The sequence below is a fragment of the Stutzerimonas stutzeri genome (genome assembly GCF_038561965.1).
GTDB lineage: Bacteria > Pseudomonadota > Gammaproteobacteria > Pseudomonadales > Pseudomonadaceae > Stutzerimonas > Stutzerimonas stutzeri_AA.
The window spans coordinates 131,542-145,246 of the sequence record NZ_CP139348.1 but is presented as its reverse complement, the minus strand read 5'-3'; the positions used below and the strand labels follow the sequence as shown (position 1 = coordinate 145,246).

13 protein-coding genes are annotated in these 13,705 nt (G+C 61.6%); all 13 read left to right on the top strand.

The features are described from left to right. Nucleotides 1–48 precede the first annotated feature (48 nt). The 13 genes from SM130_RS00610 (at nucleotide 49) to SM130_RS00550 (ending at nucleotide 13,701) form a co-directional block, all read left to right on the top strand. Complete coding sequence (locus SM130_RS00610) at nucleotides 49–2,106, top strand: BCCT family transporter (protein ID WP_102823919.1); 2,058 nt, start codon at nucleotides 49–51, stop codon at nucleotides 2,104–2,106. A 287-nt stretch (nucleotides 2,107–2,393) separates the two neighbouring features. Then, nucleotides 2,394–3,167, top strand: coding sequence for an ABC transporter ATP-binding protein (locus tag SM130_RS00605; RefSeq protein ID WP_102823918.1), 774 nt, complete (start codon nucleotides 2,394–2,396; stop codon nucleotides 3,165–3,167). Nucleotides 3,168–3,181: 14 nt separating this feature from the next. Then, nucleotides 3,182–3,937, top strand: coding sequence for an ABC transporter substrate-binding protein (locus SM130_RS00600; RefSeq protein WP_102823917.1), 756 nt, complete (start codon nucleotides 3,182–3,184; stop codon nucleotides 3,935–3,937). Nucleotides 3,938–4,001: 64 nt separating this feature from the next. Continuing rightward, a complete protein-coding gene (locus tag SM130_RS00595; RefSeq protein ID WP_102823916.1) occupies nucleotides 4,002–4,697 on the top strand; it encodes an ABC transporter permease in 696 nt (231 codons plus the stop codon). Further along, nucleotides 4,694–5,383 (top strand): ABC transporter permease, encoded by a 690-nt coding sequence (locus SM130_RS00590; protein WP_102823915.1) that lies wholly within the window; start codon nucleotides 4,694–4,696, stop codon nucleotides 5,381–5,383. Before SM130_RS00595 ends, SM130_RS00590 begins: the two co-directional genes overlap by 4 nt. A 115-nt stretch (nucleotides 5,384–5,498) precedes the next feature. Beyond that, on the top strand, nucleotides 5,499–6,401 hold the full coding sequence (locus SM130_RS00585) for a D-hexose-6-phosphate mutarotase (RefSeq protein ID WP_102823914.1): 903 nt from the start codon (nucleotides 5,499–5,501) through the stop codon (nucleotides 6,399–6,401). A 382-nt stretch (nucleotides 6,402–6,783) separates the two neighbouring features. Then, complete coding sequence (gene tssA / locus SM130_RS00580) at nucleotides 6,784–8,346, top strand: type VI secretion system protein TssA (RefSeq protein WP_102823913.1); 1,563 nt, start codon at nucleotides 6,784–6,786, stop codon at nucleotides 8,344–8,346. A 16-nt stretch (nucleotides 8,347–8,362) separates the two neighbouring features. Continuing rightward, complete coding sequence (gene tssB / locus SM130_RS00575) at nucleotides 8,363–8,869, top strand: type VI secretion system contractile sheath small subunit (RefSeq protein WP_008567243.1); 507 nt, start codon at nucleotides 8,363–8,365, stop codon at nucleotides 8,867–8,869. 26 nt (nucleotides 8,870–8,895) lie between these two features. Beyond that, nucleotides 8,896–10,374 carry a type VI secretion system contractile sheath large subunit gene (gene tssC / locus SM130_RS00570; protein WP_102823912.1) on the top strand — a complete coding sequence of 493 codons (1,479 nt, stop codon included), beginning with the start codon at nucleotides 8,896–8,898 and terminating at the stop codon, nucleotides 10,372–10,374. A 4-nt stretch (nucleotides 10,375–10,378) separates the two neighbouring features. Continuing rightward, nucleotides 10,379–10,786, top strand: a complete 408-nt coding sequence (gene tssE, locus SM130_RS00565; RefSeq protein ID WP_003303358.1) for a type VI secretion system baseplate subunit TssE — start codon at nucleotides 10,379–10,381, stop codon at nucleotides 10,784–10,786. A gap of 11 nt (nucleotides 10,787–10,797) precedes the next feature. After that, on the top strand, nucleotides 10,798–12,717 hold the full coding sequence (locus SM130_RS00560; protein WP_102823911.1) for a PAAR domain-containing protein: 1,920 nt from the start codon (nucleotides 10,798–10,800) through the stop codon (nucleotides 12,715–12,717). Then, nucleotides 12,714–13,352 (top strand): DUF2931 family protein, encoded by a 639-nt coding sequence (locus tag SM130_RS00555; RefSeq protein ID WP_102823910.1) that lies wholly within the window; start codon nucleotides 12,714–12,716, stop codon nucleotides 13,350–13,352. Before SM130_RS00560 ends, SM130_RS00555 begins: the two co-directional genes overlap by 4 nt. Next, nucleotides 13,339–13,701 carry a hypothetical protein gene (locus tag SM130_RS00550; RefSeq protein ID WP_102823909.1) on the top strand — a complete coding sequence of 121 codons (363 nt, stop codon included), beginning with the start codon at nucleotides 13,339–13,341 and terminating at the stop codon, nucleotides 13,699–13,701. Before SM130_RS00555 ends, SM130_RS00550 begins: the two co-directional genes overlap by 14 nt. Nucleotides 13,702–13,705: the final 4 nt, after the last annotated feature.

Genomic DNA, 13,705 nt, shown 5'->3' with positions numbered 1-13,705 from the left:
GCCGCGTACATCCCGCTCATCACCCGCGCAAACGGAGGCTGACCGCCCATGGACGCCGCTAGGAAATTGCCCAAGGCCATCATTCTGTTCCCTGTATTCATTCCAGCCGTGATCGTCACGCTGCTGCTGGTGATCGGGACCATCAGCAATCCAGAATTGGCCGGTGAAGTCTTTAGCTCAACGCTGGCCTTGATCACCACCAACTTCGGTTGGTTTTACATGCTCTCGGTGGCCTTTTTCCTGGTGTTCATCGTCGGCATCGCTATGACGCCCTGGGGCAACATCAAGCTGGGGCCGGACCACGCCGAGCCGCAGTACAGCTTTCCCGCCTGGTTCGCGATGTTGTTTTCCGCCGGTTACGGCATTGCCCTGCTCTTCTTCGGCGTGGCCGAGCCCGTGCTGCACTACGCCTCGCCGCCGGCCGGCGCCGGGGAAACCGTCGACGCAGCGAAGCAGGCGATGCAGATCGCCTTCTTCCACTGGGGCTTCCATATCTGGGCCATCTACGGCCTGACCGGCCTGGTGCTGGCTTACTTCTCGTTCCGCCACGGCCTGCCGCTGTCGATGCGCTCGGCGCTGTACCCGATCATCGGCGAGCGCATCTACGGGCCGATTGGCCATGTGGTGGATATCTTCGCGATCCTCGGCACGCTGTTCGGCATCGCCACCACGCTTGGCCTGTCCGTCACTCAGATCAATGCGGGCATCAACTACCTCTGGCCGTCGATACCGATCAGCATCAACGTGCAGATCATCGCCATCGCCATCATCACCGGCCTGGCAATCTGCTCGGTGGTCGCCGGCCTCGACAAGGGCGTGAAGAACCTATCGCTGCTGAACATGGTCCTGGCGATCGGCCTGATGCTCTTCGTGTTTCTGGTCGGCCCAACCATTTTTATTCTCGAAACCTTCCTGCAGAACACCGGCAGCTACCTGAACAACATCATCGAGCGCACCTTCAACCTGCAGGCCTACAGCCGCAGCGACTGGATCGGCAACTGGACGCTGTTCATCTTCGGCTGGACCATCGCCTGGTCGCCCTTCGTCGGGCTGTTTATCGCCAAGATCAGCCGCGGCCGGACCATCCGCCAGTTCGTCTTCGGCGTGATGTTCGTGCCGACCATCTTCACCTTTCTCTGGTTCTCGGTGTTCGGCGACACCGCACTGCACATGATCATGGTCGAGGGTTACACCTCGCTGATCTCCGATGTGCAGGCCGATAACGCCATTGCGCTGTTCAAACTGTTCGAACTGCTGCCGATGACGTCCATCGCCTCGTTCCTGGCGGTGGTGCTGATCATCACCTTCTTCGTCACCTCGTCGGACTCCGGCTCGCTGGTCATCGACTCGCTGGCTGCAGGCGGCGCGCTGCATACCCCCGTGTGGCAGCGGGTGTTCTGGGCCAGCATCGAGGGTGTCGTGGCATCCGCCCTGCTGCTTGCCGGCGGCCTCAGCGCGCTACAGACCATGACCATCGCCAGCGCGCTGCCCTTCGCGATCATCATGATGATTGCGGCACTCGGCATGTGGCGGGCGCTGGTGATCGAAGGCCACCACGAAACCAGTCTGCAAAGCCACATGCAGGGCAGCCGGCTGGCGAGCAATGCAGGTCCCGGACTGTGGAAAAAACGCCTGGCCGGGATGGTCAGCTTCCCCAGCCGGGAAGATGTCGACGGCTTCATGAACACCACCGTACTCAAGGCCATGCGCCGCGTGCAGCGCGAACTCAGCGGTCAGGAATGGGCCGCCGAAGTGCACACCGATGAAGCGCATTCGCGGCTCTACCTCGAGGTCATCAAGGACGACCAGGTGGATTTCATCTACGAGATCCGCGCGGTCGGTTACGCCATGCCGGCCTTCGCCCTGACCGAGGGGCCCGAGGCCGACGAGCAGTACTATCGCGCCGAAGTGTTCCTGCGCCGCGGCGGCCAGCATTACGACGTCTACGGGTACGACCAGGCGGACATCATCAGCGACATACTCGACCAGTTCGAGAAGTACCTGCACTTCCTGCACATCTCGCCTGGCAGCTTGCCGTGGAAGATGGCGGAACACGATGAAATGCTGACTGACGATCCCGAGCAGCCCAAACCCGACCCGTCCTGAGAGCCGGGGGCAGGACGGCAGCAGAACGCCGCCGCTCTGCCGTCAGTCCAGCCGCTGGGGCAGCTGCACGCGGGCGATGCCAATTTCATCTATATAGATAGGGGCACCACAGCGAGCCGGCGAAATATGACCAACCGGTCATGTAGCTCAACGCCGCATCGCGCTTGGCGCATGCCGCATCGCATGCTAGGTTTGCGCCTCGCCAGGATGGCGAGCAGTTCGCGCGGAGCGCACCAACAGAATATCTAGACCATGGCGGCCTTCGCCGGTCTGTAAGAGGACCCCTCATGGCCGAGGCCATCCCTGCACTGGAAATCCGCAACCTGCACAAGCGCTACGGCGATCTGGAAGTTCTCAAAGGCATTTCGCTGACCGCCCGCGACGGCGATGTGATTTCCATCCTCGGCTCTTCAGGTTCCGGCAAGTCCACCTTTCTGCGCTGCATCAACATGCTGGAAAATCCCCACGAGGGCGAGATTCTGGTGGCCGGCGAGCAGCTCAAGCTCAAGCGCGACAAGCAGGGTGACCTGGTCGCTGCCGACGGCAAGCAGCTCAACCGGATTCGCAGCGAATTGGGTTTCGTGTTCCAGAACTTCAACCTCTGGCCGCATATGACCATCCTCGACAACATCATCGAGGCCCCTCGCCGGGTGCTCGGCCAGAGCAAGGCGGAAGCCACCGAAGTTGCTGAGGCTCTGCTGGCCAAGGTCGGCATCGCCGACAAACGTCATGTCTACCCCAATCAATTGTCCGGTGGTCAGCAGCAGCGCGCGGCAATCGCCCGTACGTTGGCGATGCAGCCCAAGGTGATCCTGTTCGACGAACCCACCTCGGCGTTGGACCCCGAGATGGTACAAGAAGTGCTTACAGTGATCCGGTCGCTCGCCGAGGAAGGCCGGACTATGCTGCTCGTCACCCACGAAATGAATTTCGCCAAGCAGGTTTCCAGCGAAGTCGTGTTTCTTCACCAGGGCCTGGTCGAGGAACAGGGGACGCCCGAGCAGGTATTTGACAATCCTCAATCGGCGCGCTGTAAACAATTCATGTCCAGCCATCGCTAATGGAGCAACACCGCATGAAGAGCTATAAAAAGATCCTGCTGACCGCTGCTGCCTCGCTGATCATTGGCACCCAGGCATTCGCCGCGGAAAAACTACGGATTGGTACCGAAGGCGCCTACCCACCCTTCAACCTGATTGACGCCAGCGGCAAAGTCGTTGGCTTCGATCTGGACGTCGCTCACGCCCTTTGCGCCAAGATGCAGACCGAGTGCGAAGTGGTCACCTCCGATTGGGACGGCATCATCCCGGCTCTGAACGCCGGCAAGTTCGACTTCCTCGCCGCCTCGATGTCGGTTACCGAAGAGCGCAAGAACGCGGTCGACTTCACCGATCACTACTACACCAACAAGCTGCAATTCGTGGCGCCCAAGTCCACCGACTTCAAGACCGACAAGGGCTACCTGGACGGCAAGGTCATTGGCGCCCAGCGTGCGACCATTGCCGGTACCTGGCTGGAAGACAACCTGGACCGCGTGGTCGACATCAAGCTCTACGACACCCAGGAGAACGCTTACCTGGACCTGGCCTCCGGCCGTGTCGATGGCATCCTCGCTGACACCTTCGTGCAGTGGGAATGGCTCAAGAGCGATGCCGGCAAGAACTTCGAGTTCAAGGGCGAGCCGGTATTCGATGACGACAAAATCGCCATCGCAGTGCGCAAGGGCAACGACCAGCTACGCGAGAAGTTGAACAAGGCACTGGCCGAGATCATTGCTGACGGCACCTACAAGCAGATCAACGACAAGTACTTCCCGTTCAGCATTTACTGATCCAACCGAGCCGAAGCCCGGTCGCCAGCCTTCTGGCCGACCGGGCTTCGGTGTTTGAGCTCCTATGATTCCTGACCTTCACGGATTCGGTCCGGCCCTGATCGCCGGCACCTGGATGACCATCCAACTGGCCCTCGCCTCCCTGGCGCTGGGGCTGGTGCTCGGTCTGCTCGGCGCTCTCGCCAAGACCTCGCCCTACAGCGCACTGCGCTGGCTCGGCGGCACCTATTCGACCATCGTGCGCGGCGTTCCGGAGTTGCTCTGGGTGCTGCTGATCTACTTCGGCACCATCAGCCTGATTCGAGGCATCGGCGAGCTGTTCGGCATCGAGAATCTGGCCCTCAGCCCATTCGTCGCCGGCACCATCGCCCTTGGCCTGTGCTTTGGCGCCTATGCCACTGAGGTCTTTCGCGGCGCACTGCTGGCCATCCCCAAGGGCCATCGTGAAGCCGGCCTGGCACTGGGGCTAGGCAAGCGGCGGATTTTCACACGGCTGATCCTGCCGCAGATGTGGCGCCTGGCACTGCCAGGCCTGGGCAACCTGTTCATGATCCTGATGAAGGACACCGCGCTGGTCTCGGTGATCGGCCTTGAGGAAATCATGCGCCGCTCACAGATCGCCGTGACCGCCAGCAAAGAGCCCTTCACCTTCTTCCTGGTAGCGGCCTTCATCTACCTGTGCCTGACCATCGTTGCCATGGTCGGCATGCACTTCCTTGAAAAACGTGCCGGCCGCGGCTTCGTGCGGAGCGCAGCATGACCTGGGAAACCTTAATCAAGTGGCTGCCGAGCTTCGCCGATGGCGCCTGGCTGACCCTGCAACTGGTTGGCGTCTCGGTGATTGCCGGCCTGATCCTCGCCGTGCCGCTTGGCATTGCCCGCTCATCCAGGCATCTGGCCGTTCGCGTACTGCCCTACGGCTACATCTTTTTCTTCCGCGGCACGCCGCTGCTGGTCCAACTGTTTCTCGTCTACTACGGCATGGCGCAGTTCGAGGTCGTGCGCCAGAGTGCGCTCTGGGTCTATCTGCGTGACCCTTACTGGTGCGCAATCATCACCATGACACTGCACACCGCCGCCTATATCGCCGAGATCATCCGCGGCGCGATCCAGAACGTTCCCCCCGGCGAAATTGAAGCCGCGCGGGCGCTGGGCATGTCGCGTACCCAGGCGCTGCTGCACATCATCCTGCCGCGTGCCACTCGCATCGGCCTGCCGGCGTACAGCAACGAAGTGATCCTGATGCTCAAAGCCAGCGCGCTGGCCAGCACCATTACCCTGCTGGAGCTGACCGGCATGGCGCGCAAGATCGCTGCACGCACCTATCAGCATGAGGAGATGTTCCTCACCGCCGGCCTGATCTATCTGCTGATCGCCTTCGTGCTGATGCAGGGCTTCAAGCTGCTCGAACGCTGGCTACGGGTCGACGCCTGCCAGGGTCGCTGAGCCTGGGCTGCCTCCTCGCGCCCTGTGAGGAGGCAGCTGTTCTTGGCCGTTCCGGCTGAATCCCGCCTCCCCTCCGCGGTCAGACGCACATCCCGAGCCCATCACGAGACTACCCATGCCTGTCGATATCCAACGCATCGAAATGGACCAGCTCGCCTGCTGGCGAATCCGCCGCGGTGAGGACGAACTGCTGATCGCCGAACAGGGCGCGCAGATCCTCAGTTATCGCCAGGGCGACGCGCCGCCGATCATCTGGCTAAGCGAAGAGGCAGCCTTCCAACAAGGCCAGTCAGTACGCGGCGGTGCGCCCGTATGCTGGCCCTGGTTCGGCGACCTGGCGCGCAATCCGCAGCCGGTGCAGGCAAGCTACAACGGCGAACAGCCCGCGCCCTTTCATGGTCTGGTGCGTGCGCTGCCCTGGCAATTGCGCGAACAGCGCAGCGAAGGCGACGCGGTGATTCTCGAATTCCATTGCCCGCAGGCCCTCGGTGAGCTGCCGGGATGGCCGCATCGGGTCGAACTGATGTTGCAGGTCCGCCTTGCCGGCGATCTTCAGCTCAGCCTCACCAGCCGCAACGCCGGTGATGAAAGCGTTGCCATCAGCCAGGCACTGCACAGCTACTTCGCCGTCAGCGACATTCACCAGGTGCGTGTAGAAGGCCTCGCCGGCTGCCCATACATCGACACGCTGCTGGACTGGAAAGAACTCCAGCAACAGGGCGACCTGCATTTCAGCGGCGAAACCGATCGGGTCTACCAGCAGCTGCCGACCACCCTGAACCTCATCGACCCGGCGTGGCAGCGCCGCATCCAGCTGACCACCCGCGGGTCGACCTCCGCCGTGCTGTGGAACCCCTGGATCGACAAGGCGCAACGCCTGTCCAGCTTCGCCGACGATGCCTGGCAGCGGATGCTGTGCATCGAAACGGCCAATGTGCTGAACGATGTGGTTGTGCTCCAGCCAGGCCAGCAGCACACACTGGGTGTTTCCATAACAGCGGTTTCTACCGAGCGTTAACGGCGGGCCATCCTGCAGGGCTATAACATCTATTCATGATGTTCTGTGACCGAGTAGCTAGTTATTTGTAAGTGATCACCTACAAATAACTAGCTTATGTCGCACAACAATAATTGCTCCTCAAAAACACTAATCACAGCAGTTTTGAATTAGTTCCCTCGATTGCTGATTAATATCCCCCGCTGCAACAGAGATCACACTTCTCGCCTTGAACGGCGCATACCCCCCGTCTAGGATGCCCATCCCATAAGGCTCTGTGCAATTTGTTGCGCAGGGGCGGTGCGCAAGAAGTTGCGCACTCCTTTCTCGGAAACTTGCCTATTACTTATATACGGCTCGTTTCAAAGTTCACGGATCGAACTTGAGCGTCACGGAAGACCCAATGCACGCCAGCGCACTCAGCAAGCATTATCTGGAACTTGCCAGAAAGCCGGTCAATGACAGCAATTTCGCTGGCGACGATATTCGCTACAGCAGCGAATTCGAATTGCTCGAGGCCGAGCTGGCAAAGGCCGGGGCTTTGCACCAGACCACCGGCATCGACTGGCAGAAGATCCGCGAGGGCAGCGAGATGCTGCTCGCTTCGCTGTCCAAGGATCTGCGCGCCGCCGCCTGGCTGACCTGGAGTCTGTTTCAGCGCGAGTCTTTCGCCGGGCTGCAAGCCGGGCTGAATGTGCTGCAGTACCTGTGCAGCAATCACTGGGACACGCTGCATCCACGCAAACCGCGCACCCGTGCTGCCGCTATCAACTGGTTGCTGCCGCGGCTGGAGCAAACCTTTTCCGAAGACGTGCCAGTCGGCGAGCAGCTGCCATTGTTCCGCAGCCTCGCCGAACAAATGCGCGCACTGGAACAGTGTCTGTCCGGCCATCTGGGCGAAGATGCGCCATTGCTGCTGCCGCTGTGTCGCCAGCTCGATGGTATGGTCAAACGCGCCAGCCAGGGGCAACCGCTGCCAGGTACGGTTGGCGCAGCCATCGCTCAGGTGAAGCAGGTCGCCAGTCAGGTCTTCACCCCCGGCTCACCCATCGAGAACGACAAGGAAGCTCTCCGCTCGGTGCGCAACCTGCAGGAGCAAGCACGCCCGCTGACGGCCTGGTGGCTCAAGCAGCGCACCAGCGACCTGCGCCCATTGCGCCTGGCGCGCACCCTGCTCTGGCTGAGCATCGACAGCCTGCCGGAGCACAACAGCGAGCAAGTCACTGCGCTACGTGGCGTACCCACAGACAAACTGGCCAGCTACCGTGAACGCTTCGCTCAGGGGCAGTACGCCGACCTGCTGGTGGATCTGGAAAACAGCACCGCGCGCGCGCCATTCTGGCTGGACGGCCAGCGCCTGGCATGGGAATGCCTGCAGGAGCTGGACGCCGAGCAGGCCATGCGCGAGGTGGAAATCCAGCTCGCGCTGTTCCTGCAGCGCGTACCGCGCCTGGAGGAGCTGTGCTTCCACGACGGCACCCCGTTCGCCGACGCCGAAACCCGCGCCTGGATCAGTGGCCAGGTCATGCCCCATGTGCAGCCAGCTACCGCGGCCAGGCAGGAAGATCCGCCTGCAGCCGGTACCGCCCAGCCAAGTTGGGACATCGCCCTGCAAGCAGCCGTGCCGCTGCTGCGCAAGGACGGCCTCAAGCCTGCCGTGCAACAGCTTAAACAGGGCTTGGCACGCGCCCGTGGCGGCCGTGAACGCCTCTTCTGGCAGCTGAGCCTCGCCCGCCTGTGTTACCAGGCCAAGAAATACGAGTTGGCCAAGACCCAGCTCGAAGCACTCGACCAGCAGCTCGAGGCCAGTGGCCTGGGCAGCTGGGAACCCGATCTCGCCCTCGAGGTACTGCGCCTGCTGCACAGCTGTTGCGAGCTGCTGCCGCAGAACCACGCCGTGCGTGAAAGCAAGGATGAGATTTACCGCAGGCTGTGCCACCTCGATCTCGAAGTGGTGCTGGATTAACGCAAAGGAGAACACCATGGCCAAAGAAGGCTCGGTTGCACCCAAGGAACGCATCAACGTCACGTTCAAGCCGGCCACCGGCAACGCTCAGGAAGAAGTCGAGCTGCCCCTCAAGCTGATGGTGCTGGGCGATTTCACCCAGCGCGCCGACGATCGCAAGATCGAAGACCGCAAGCCCATCGCTATCGACAAGAACAGCTTCGATGAGGTCCTGGCCAAGCAGGAGCTGAACCTGACCTTCGGCGTACCGAACCGTCTGCAGGACGAGCAGACCGATGACGAGCTGGCCGTACAGCTGCGCATCAACTCGATGAAGGACTTCAACCCGGCCAATCTGGTCGAGCAGGTCCCTGAGCTGAAGAAACTGATGGAACTGCGCGACGCCCTGGTCGCCCTGAAAGGCCCGCTGGGCAATGCCCCGGCCTTCCGCAAGGCCATCGAAAGCGTACTCGCCGACGACGATTCGCGTGACCGCGTACTCGGCGAACTGGGCCTGGCGGCCAAAGAGAAGCTGGACGCCTGATATCACCGACAAGGAAGCAGATTCATATGACCACTAGCGCAGCCGCCGTCGAGCACGGCAACCACCTCGCCGAAGGCGGCATCCTCGACCGCATCATCGCCGAAACCCGCCTGACCCCGGATGACGAGGCCTACGACATCGCCAAGCGCGGCGTCTCCGCCTTTATCGAAGAACTGCTCAAGCCGCAGAACGAAAATGAGCCGGTGAAAAAGGCAATGGTCGACCGCATGATCGCGGAGATCGACGCCAAGCTCAGCCGGCAGATGGACGAAATTCTCCATCACCCGCAGTTCCAGGCCCTGGAATCCTCCTGGCGCGGCCTCAAGCTGCTGGTGGATCGCACCAACTTCCGCGAGAACATCAAGCTCGAGCTGCTCAACGCCTCCAAGCAGGACCTGCTGGACGACTTCGAGGACAGCCCTGAGATCGTCCAGTCCGGCCTGTACAAACACATCTACACCGCCGAGTACGGCCAGTTCGGCGGCCAGCCGGTCGGTGCGCTTATCGCCAACTACTTCTTCGACCCCAGCGCGCCCGACGTGAAGACCATGCAGTACGTCGCCAGTGTCGCCAGCATGTCCCACGCGCCATTCATCGCCGCTGCCGGCCCGAAATTCTTCGGCCTGGAAAGCTTCACTGGCCTGCCGGATCTGAAGGACCTCAAGGATCACTTCGAGGGCCCGCAGTTCACCAAGTGGCAGAGCTTCCGCGAACAGGAAGATGCCCGCTACGTCGGCCTGACCGTACCGCGCTTCCTGCTGCGCAACCCCTACGATCCGGAAGACAACCCGGTGAAGAGCTTCGTCTACAAGGAAAACGTCGCCGGCAGCCACGAGCATTATCTGTGGGGCAACACGGCCTACACTTTTGCCAGCCGCCTGACCGACAGCTTTGCCAAGTTCCGCTGGTGCCCGAACATCATCGGCCCGCAGAGTGGTGGTGCAGTGGAGGACCTGCCGCTACACCACTTCGAGAGCATGGGCGAGATCGAAACCAAGATCCCGACCGAAGTGCTGGTTTCCGACCGTCGCGAATACGAGCTCGCAGAAGAAGGCTTTATCGCCCTCACCATGCGCAAGGGCAGCGACAACGCCGCGTTTTTCTCTGCCAATTCGGCGCAGAAACCCAAGTTCTTCGGCAACAGCGAGGAAGGCAAGACTGCCGAGCTGAACTACAAGCTCGGCACTCAGCTGCCCTACCTGTTCATCGTCAATCGCCTGGCTCATTACCTAAAGGTGCTGCAGCGCGAGCAGATCGGTGCCTGGAAGGAGCGCACCGACCTCGAACTGGAACTGAACAAGTGGATCCGCCAGTTCGTCGCCGACCAGGAGAACCCAAGCTCGGAAGTCCGCAGCCGCCGTCCACTGCGCGCCGCCCAGGTCAACGTCAGCGACGTCGAGGGCGAGCCGGGCTGGTATCGCGTAAGCCTCAGTGTGCGTCCGCACTTCAAGTACATGGGCGCGGATTTCACCCTGTCGCTGGTCGGCAAGCTGGACAAGGAATAAGCACTTGAACGGATACGGCAGCCTCTTCGAACGCCTCGGCGGCGACGCCGCGCGGCGTTCCGGCTGGAGCCGCGAAGTCGCGGCAATGGCCTCGGTGGCTGCCCATCTGGCGAAGATGCTCAGCACCCGAGCGGGCAGCGTGCAGACGCTGCCCGACTACGGGTTGCCCGATCTCAACGATATGCGCCTGTCGCTGCACGACTCGCTGCAGCAGGCGCGTATCGCTATCGAACGCTTCATCGAAGCGTACGAACCCAGGCTGACCCAGGTTCGTGTGCTGTCGCTGCCGCGAACCCACGACCCACTGACGCTCGCCTTCACCATCGAAGGCCTGCTGGAGGTGGATGGCCTCAAGCGCCAGGTCAGCTTTTCCGCCAGCCTGGATGGCAGCGGACAGGTCAAGGTCCAGTAAGGAGACAACGGATGTCCGGCAAACCCGCAGCCCGCCTAGGCGACCCCACCGCCTGCCCCAAGAAGGGTCACGGCACCAACCCCATCGCCGCCGGCTCACCCGACGTGCTGCTCGACGGCCTGCCGGCCGCACGCATGGGCGACGCCTCCGCCTGCGGCGGTGCGATGGCCAGCGCAGTGATCCCCAATGTGCTGATCGACGGCAAGCCGGCTGCGGTGGTGGGTAGTGTGGGTAACCATGGCAACGTCGTCACCGCCGGTTCGGGGACGGTGATCATCGGCAGCGGTCACAGCCCGGTGCCCTTCGTTGCACCCGAAGTGCTTGGCATTGCGACCGCTGCTATTGCTGCGGCAACCAACGCGGTCAAATCCCTTCTCCCGGCCACACCGCTGGCCCGCGCCTGGCAGGAAGAGCCGGGGGACCTCGCACCGTTGGGCCTGGAAGAAGAAGACGAGGAAGAGGAGCTGGGCGAGCAGCCGCAGCAACAGGCGCGCCAGGCCATTACCTTACGTATCGGCGTGTTCTTCGACGGCACCGGCAACAACCTGGCCAACGCCGCCGTGACCGAAAAGTGTCGCCGCGACGACCTGAAACTGTTGGACGAGCGCACCCTCGGCGAAGTCGTCGACAACTGCCGGGCCCATGGCTTCGGCGGCAGCGAAGGCAACGGTTTCTTCACCCAGACGCCCGACAACAGCTACGGCAACGCGCCGAGCAACGTAGCGCGGTTGTTCGACCTGTATCAGGACGATGCGACGCGGAGCCTGGCGAAGGACGAGCGTAGCGCCAGCATCAAGGCCTATCTCGAAGGCATCGGTACCAGCAGCGGGGAGGAAGACTCGGCATACGGGCTGGCTACGGGCATGGGCGATACCGGTGTAGTGGCTCGGGTGATGCAGAGCCCGAACACGATCAGTCTTCAGCTGGGCCTATTTGCGGAAAGCAATCCCGGAGTGCAGGTCGACGCGCTGGAATTCGATATCTTCGGATTCAGCCGCGGTGCAGCAGCAGCCCGCCATTTCGCCAATGAATTGCTCAAAGCCAACGGTGGGGTGTTGGCTGGTCTCCTGCGGCCAGGCCAGTTCGGTCTGCCAGAAGACTTCGAATGGAGCGACCAGGCCCGCATCAACTTCATCGGTCTTTTCGATACGGTGACGGCCGTGGTCGATCCGATGAAGTGGGACCTCAGCCCTGCGGACCATCTCAACCCAGGCGTCAACCTGTACCTGCCACCAGGTTGCGCGCGCAAAGTGCTTCAGCTGAGAGCTCGTGATGAGATGCGCTGGAACTTCGCGCTCAATAGCGTGACTCCGCATCATCAGGAGATAACCCTTCCCGGCGCGCACTCGGATATCGGTGGTGGCTATCTTCCGATTGCCCAGGAAAAGCTGATCCTGAGTCGTCCTGTCAGCTCCACGGTGCCCGCGGGTACGCCAACTGAACGTACTCACGCCTGGCGCGAAACCGAGCGCCAGTATGAAAAGTGGAAGGCTTTCGGGCTGCCAGAGGATCAACTAAAAAAAGAGGTTCGCCGCATCCGCAAACTCCACCCCCGCGGCCTTAACCATCCGCCGGAGGATTGGATGTTAGGCCTGGTAACCATTGAGCGTCCGATACGCGGTGAACTTGCGCTGGTGTATTTGCGTGTGATGCGGGAATTGGCGGCCGAACATGGGGTTCCCGTCAAATCTATCCCCGACACTCCGGTTTTTGCGCTTCCTTTCGAACTCCAAGATATCGCCAAGAAGATGATGGCTTTTGCCAACGGCAGCCGGTTTGACCTAAACAAAGATGAAGAGCGCTTGCTCCGATCGCGGTATATCCACCTATCTGCACACTGGAAACCCACTAGCGGCCTGCTTATCAGTAAACCCGCGCCCAATGTCCGTTTGGTCTACAACAACCAGCCACAGCAAGGCTACCCCGAATGAAGAAGCTCCTCCTCGCCTGCGCACTCGCATTGCTCAGCGGCTGTGCCACCAGCCAAGCCCAACCGAAGCTGCCTTTTGACGCGTGGTACGCCGGCACTTTCGCGCCGGACCATATGGAAGTATGGGTAGAAAGCGTGGACGTGATCGACCGCCGCGGTCTCGCATACGAAAGAGTTAACGGCGGAGTGCCATCCTATGCCAGCACGACCGCGGGCTGGCCTTCACACCCGGCAGGAGGAGCAGGCAAAGGCCTGCGCGGCATTGACCTGCCAGAAATTATCTTCGCGCGCTGGCAATCGCTGGTCGAGCCGCAGACCTATAACGTGCGGATCAATATTCCCGAGTGGGTACGAGAGGAGATGCTCAAGCCACAGGCGCCTTACTGCCGTGGCGAGAAGCGCGTCGTCGAAGGAATGTATCGCCGCTTCATCACCATCGGCCTGGCCCCCGGCGGCATCGCCAAGGCCTGGGTAGGCGGACCCTGCTTGCAATCCATCGAAATCGGGCGCTTCGAAGCTGCAGTTAGCAAGCTAGGGCCGAGCCTTGGACAGAATGAGGGGCGCTACGCCTACCCCCTTTCGGACAAAGCCAAGGCCTATATCGAGCAGCACGGGGTGCCCTATGGCTCTTGGTAAATCCTCCTCGCCCTACGCCCGCTTGGCACTCGCATCCCTCGCGCTGACATTGGCCGCCTGCACCAGCACGCCCCCACCACCGCGCGAGCTGGCCGGGCATTACCAACTGGTCGGCGTGATGGAAATGAGTTCGCTTCTGCTGCTCGACGAACAGGGCACGTTCGAGGCGGTGCTCTACTACGACAACCTCGATATCCAGGCTCAAGGGCGCTGGGCAATGGTGGACGGACAGATCGAGTTGCGCGAGCGCGGGATGAGGGCCTTCTTCGACGGGATGAGGCTCGTGCCACGCGGCAACTGCCTGCTCGTGAACATGGACACCACCACGGGATGCTACCGCCGACGCTAGGTGC

Excerpts from the sequence above, each read along its gene's own strand:
- SM130_RS00610 (WP_102823919.1), top strand. The coding sequence starts at position 49 with ATGGACGCCGCTAGGAAATTGCCCAAGGCCATCATTCTGTTCCCTGTA.
- SM130_RS00605 (WP_102823918.1), top strand. The coding sequence starts at position 2,394 with ATGGCCGAGGCCATCCCTGCACTGGAAATCCGCAACCTGCACAAGCGC.
- SM130_RS00600 (WP_102823917.1), top strand. The coding sequence starts at position 3,182 with ATGAAGAGCTATAAAAAGATCCTGCTGACCGCTGCTGCCTCGCTGATC.
- SM130_RS00595 (WP_102823916.1), top strand. The coding sequence starts at position 4,002 with ATGATTCCTGACCTTCACGGATTCGGTCCGGCCCTGATCGCCGGCACC.
- SM130_RS00590 (WP_102823915.1), top strand. The coding sequence starts at position 4,694 with ATGACCTGGGAAACCTTAATCAAGTGGCTGCCGAGCTTCGCCGATGGC.
- SM130_RS00585 (WP_102823914.1), top strand. The coding sequence starts at position 5,499 with ATGCCTGTCGATATCCAACGCATCGAAATGGACCAGCTCGCCTGCTGG.
- tssA (WP_102823913.1), top strand. The coding sequence starts at position 6,784 with ATGCACGCCAGCGCACTCAGCAAGCATTATCTGGAACTTGCCAGAAAG.
- tssB (WP_008567243.1), top strand. The coding sequence starts at position 8,363 with ATGGCCAAAGAAGGCTCGGTTGCACCCAAGGAACGCATCAACGTCACG.
- tssC (WP_102823912.1), top strand. The coding sequence starts at position 8,896 with ATGACCACTAGCGCAGCCGCCGTCGAGCACGGCAACCACCTCGCCGAA.
- SM130_RS00560 (WP_102823911.1), top strand. The coding sequence starts at position 10,798 with ATGTCCGGCAAACCCGCAGCCCGCCTAGGCGACCCCACCGCCTGCCCC.
- SM130_RS00555 (WP_102823910.1), top strand. The coding sequence starts at position 12,714 with ATGAAGAAGCTCCTCCTCGCCTGCGCACTCGCATTGCTCAGCGGCTGT.
- SM130_RS00550 (WP_102823909.1), top strand. The coding sequence starts at position 13,339 with ATGGCTCTTGGTAAATCCTCCTCGCCCTACGCCCGCTTGGCACTCGCA.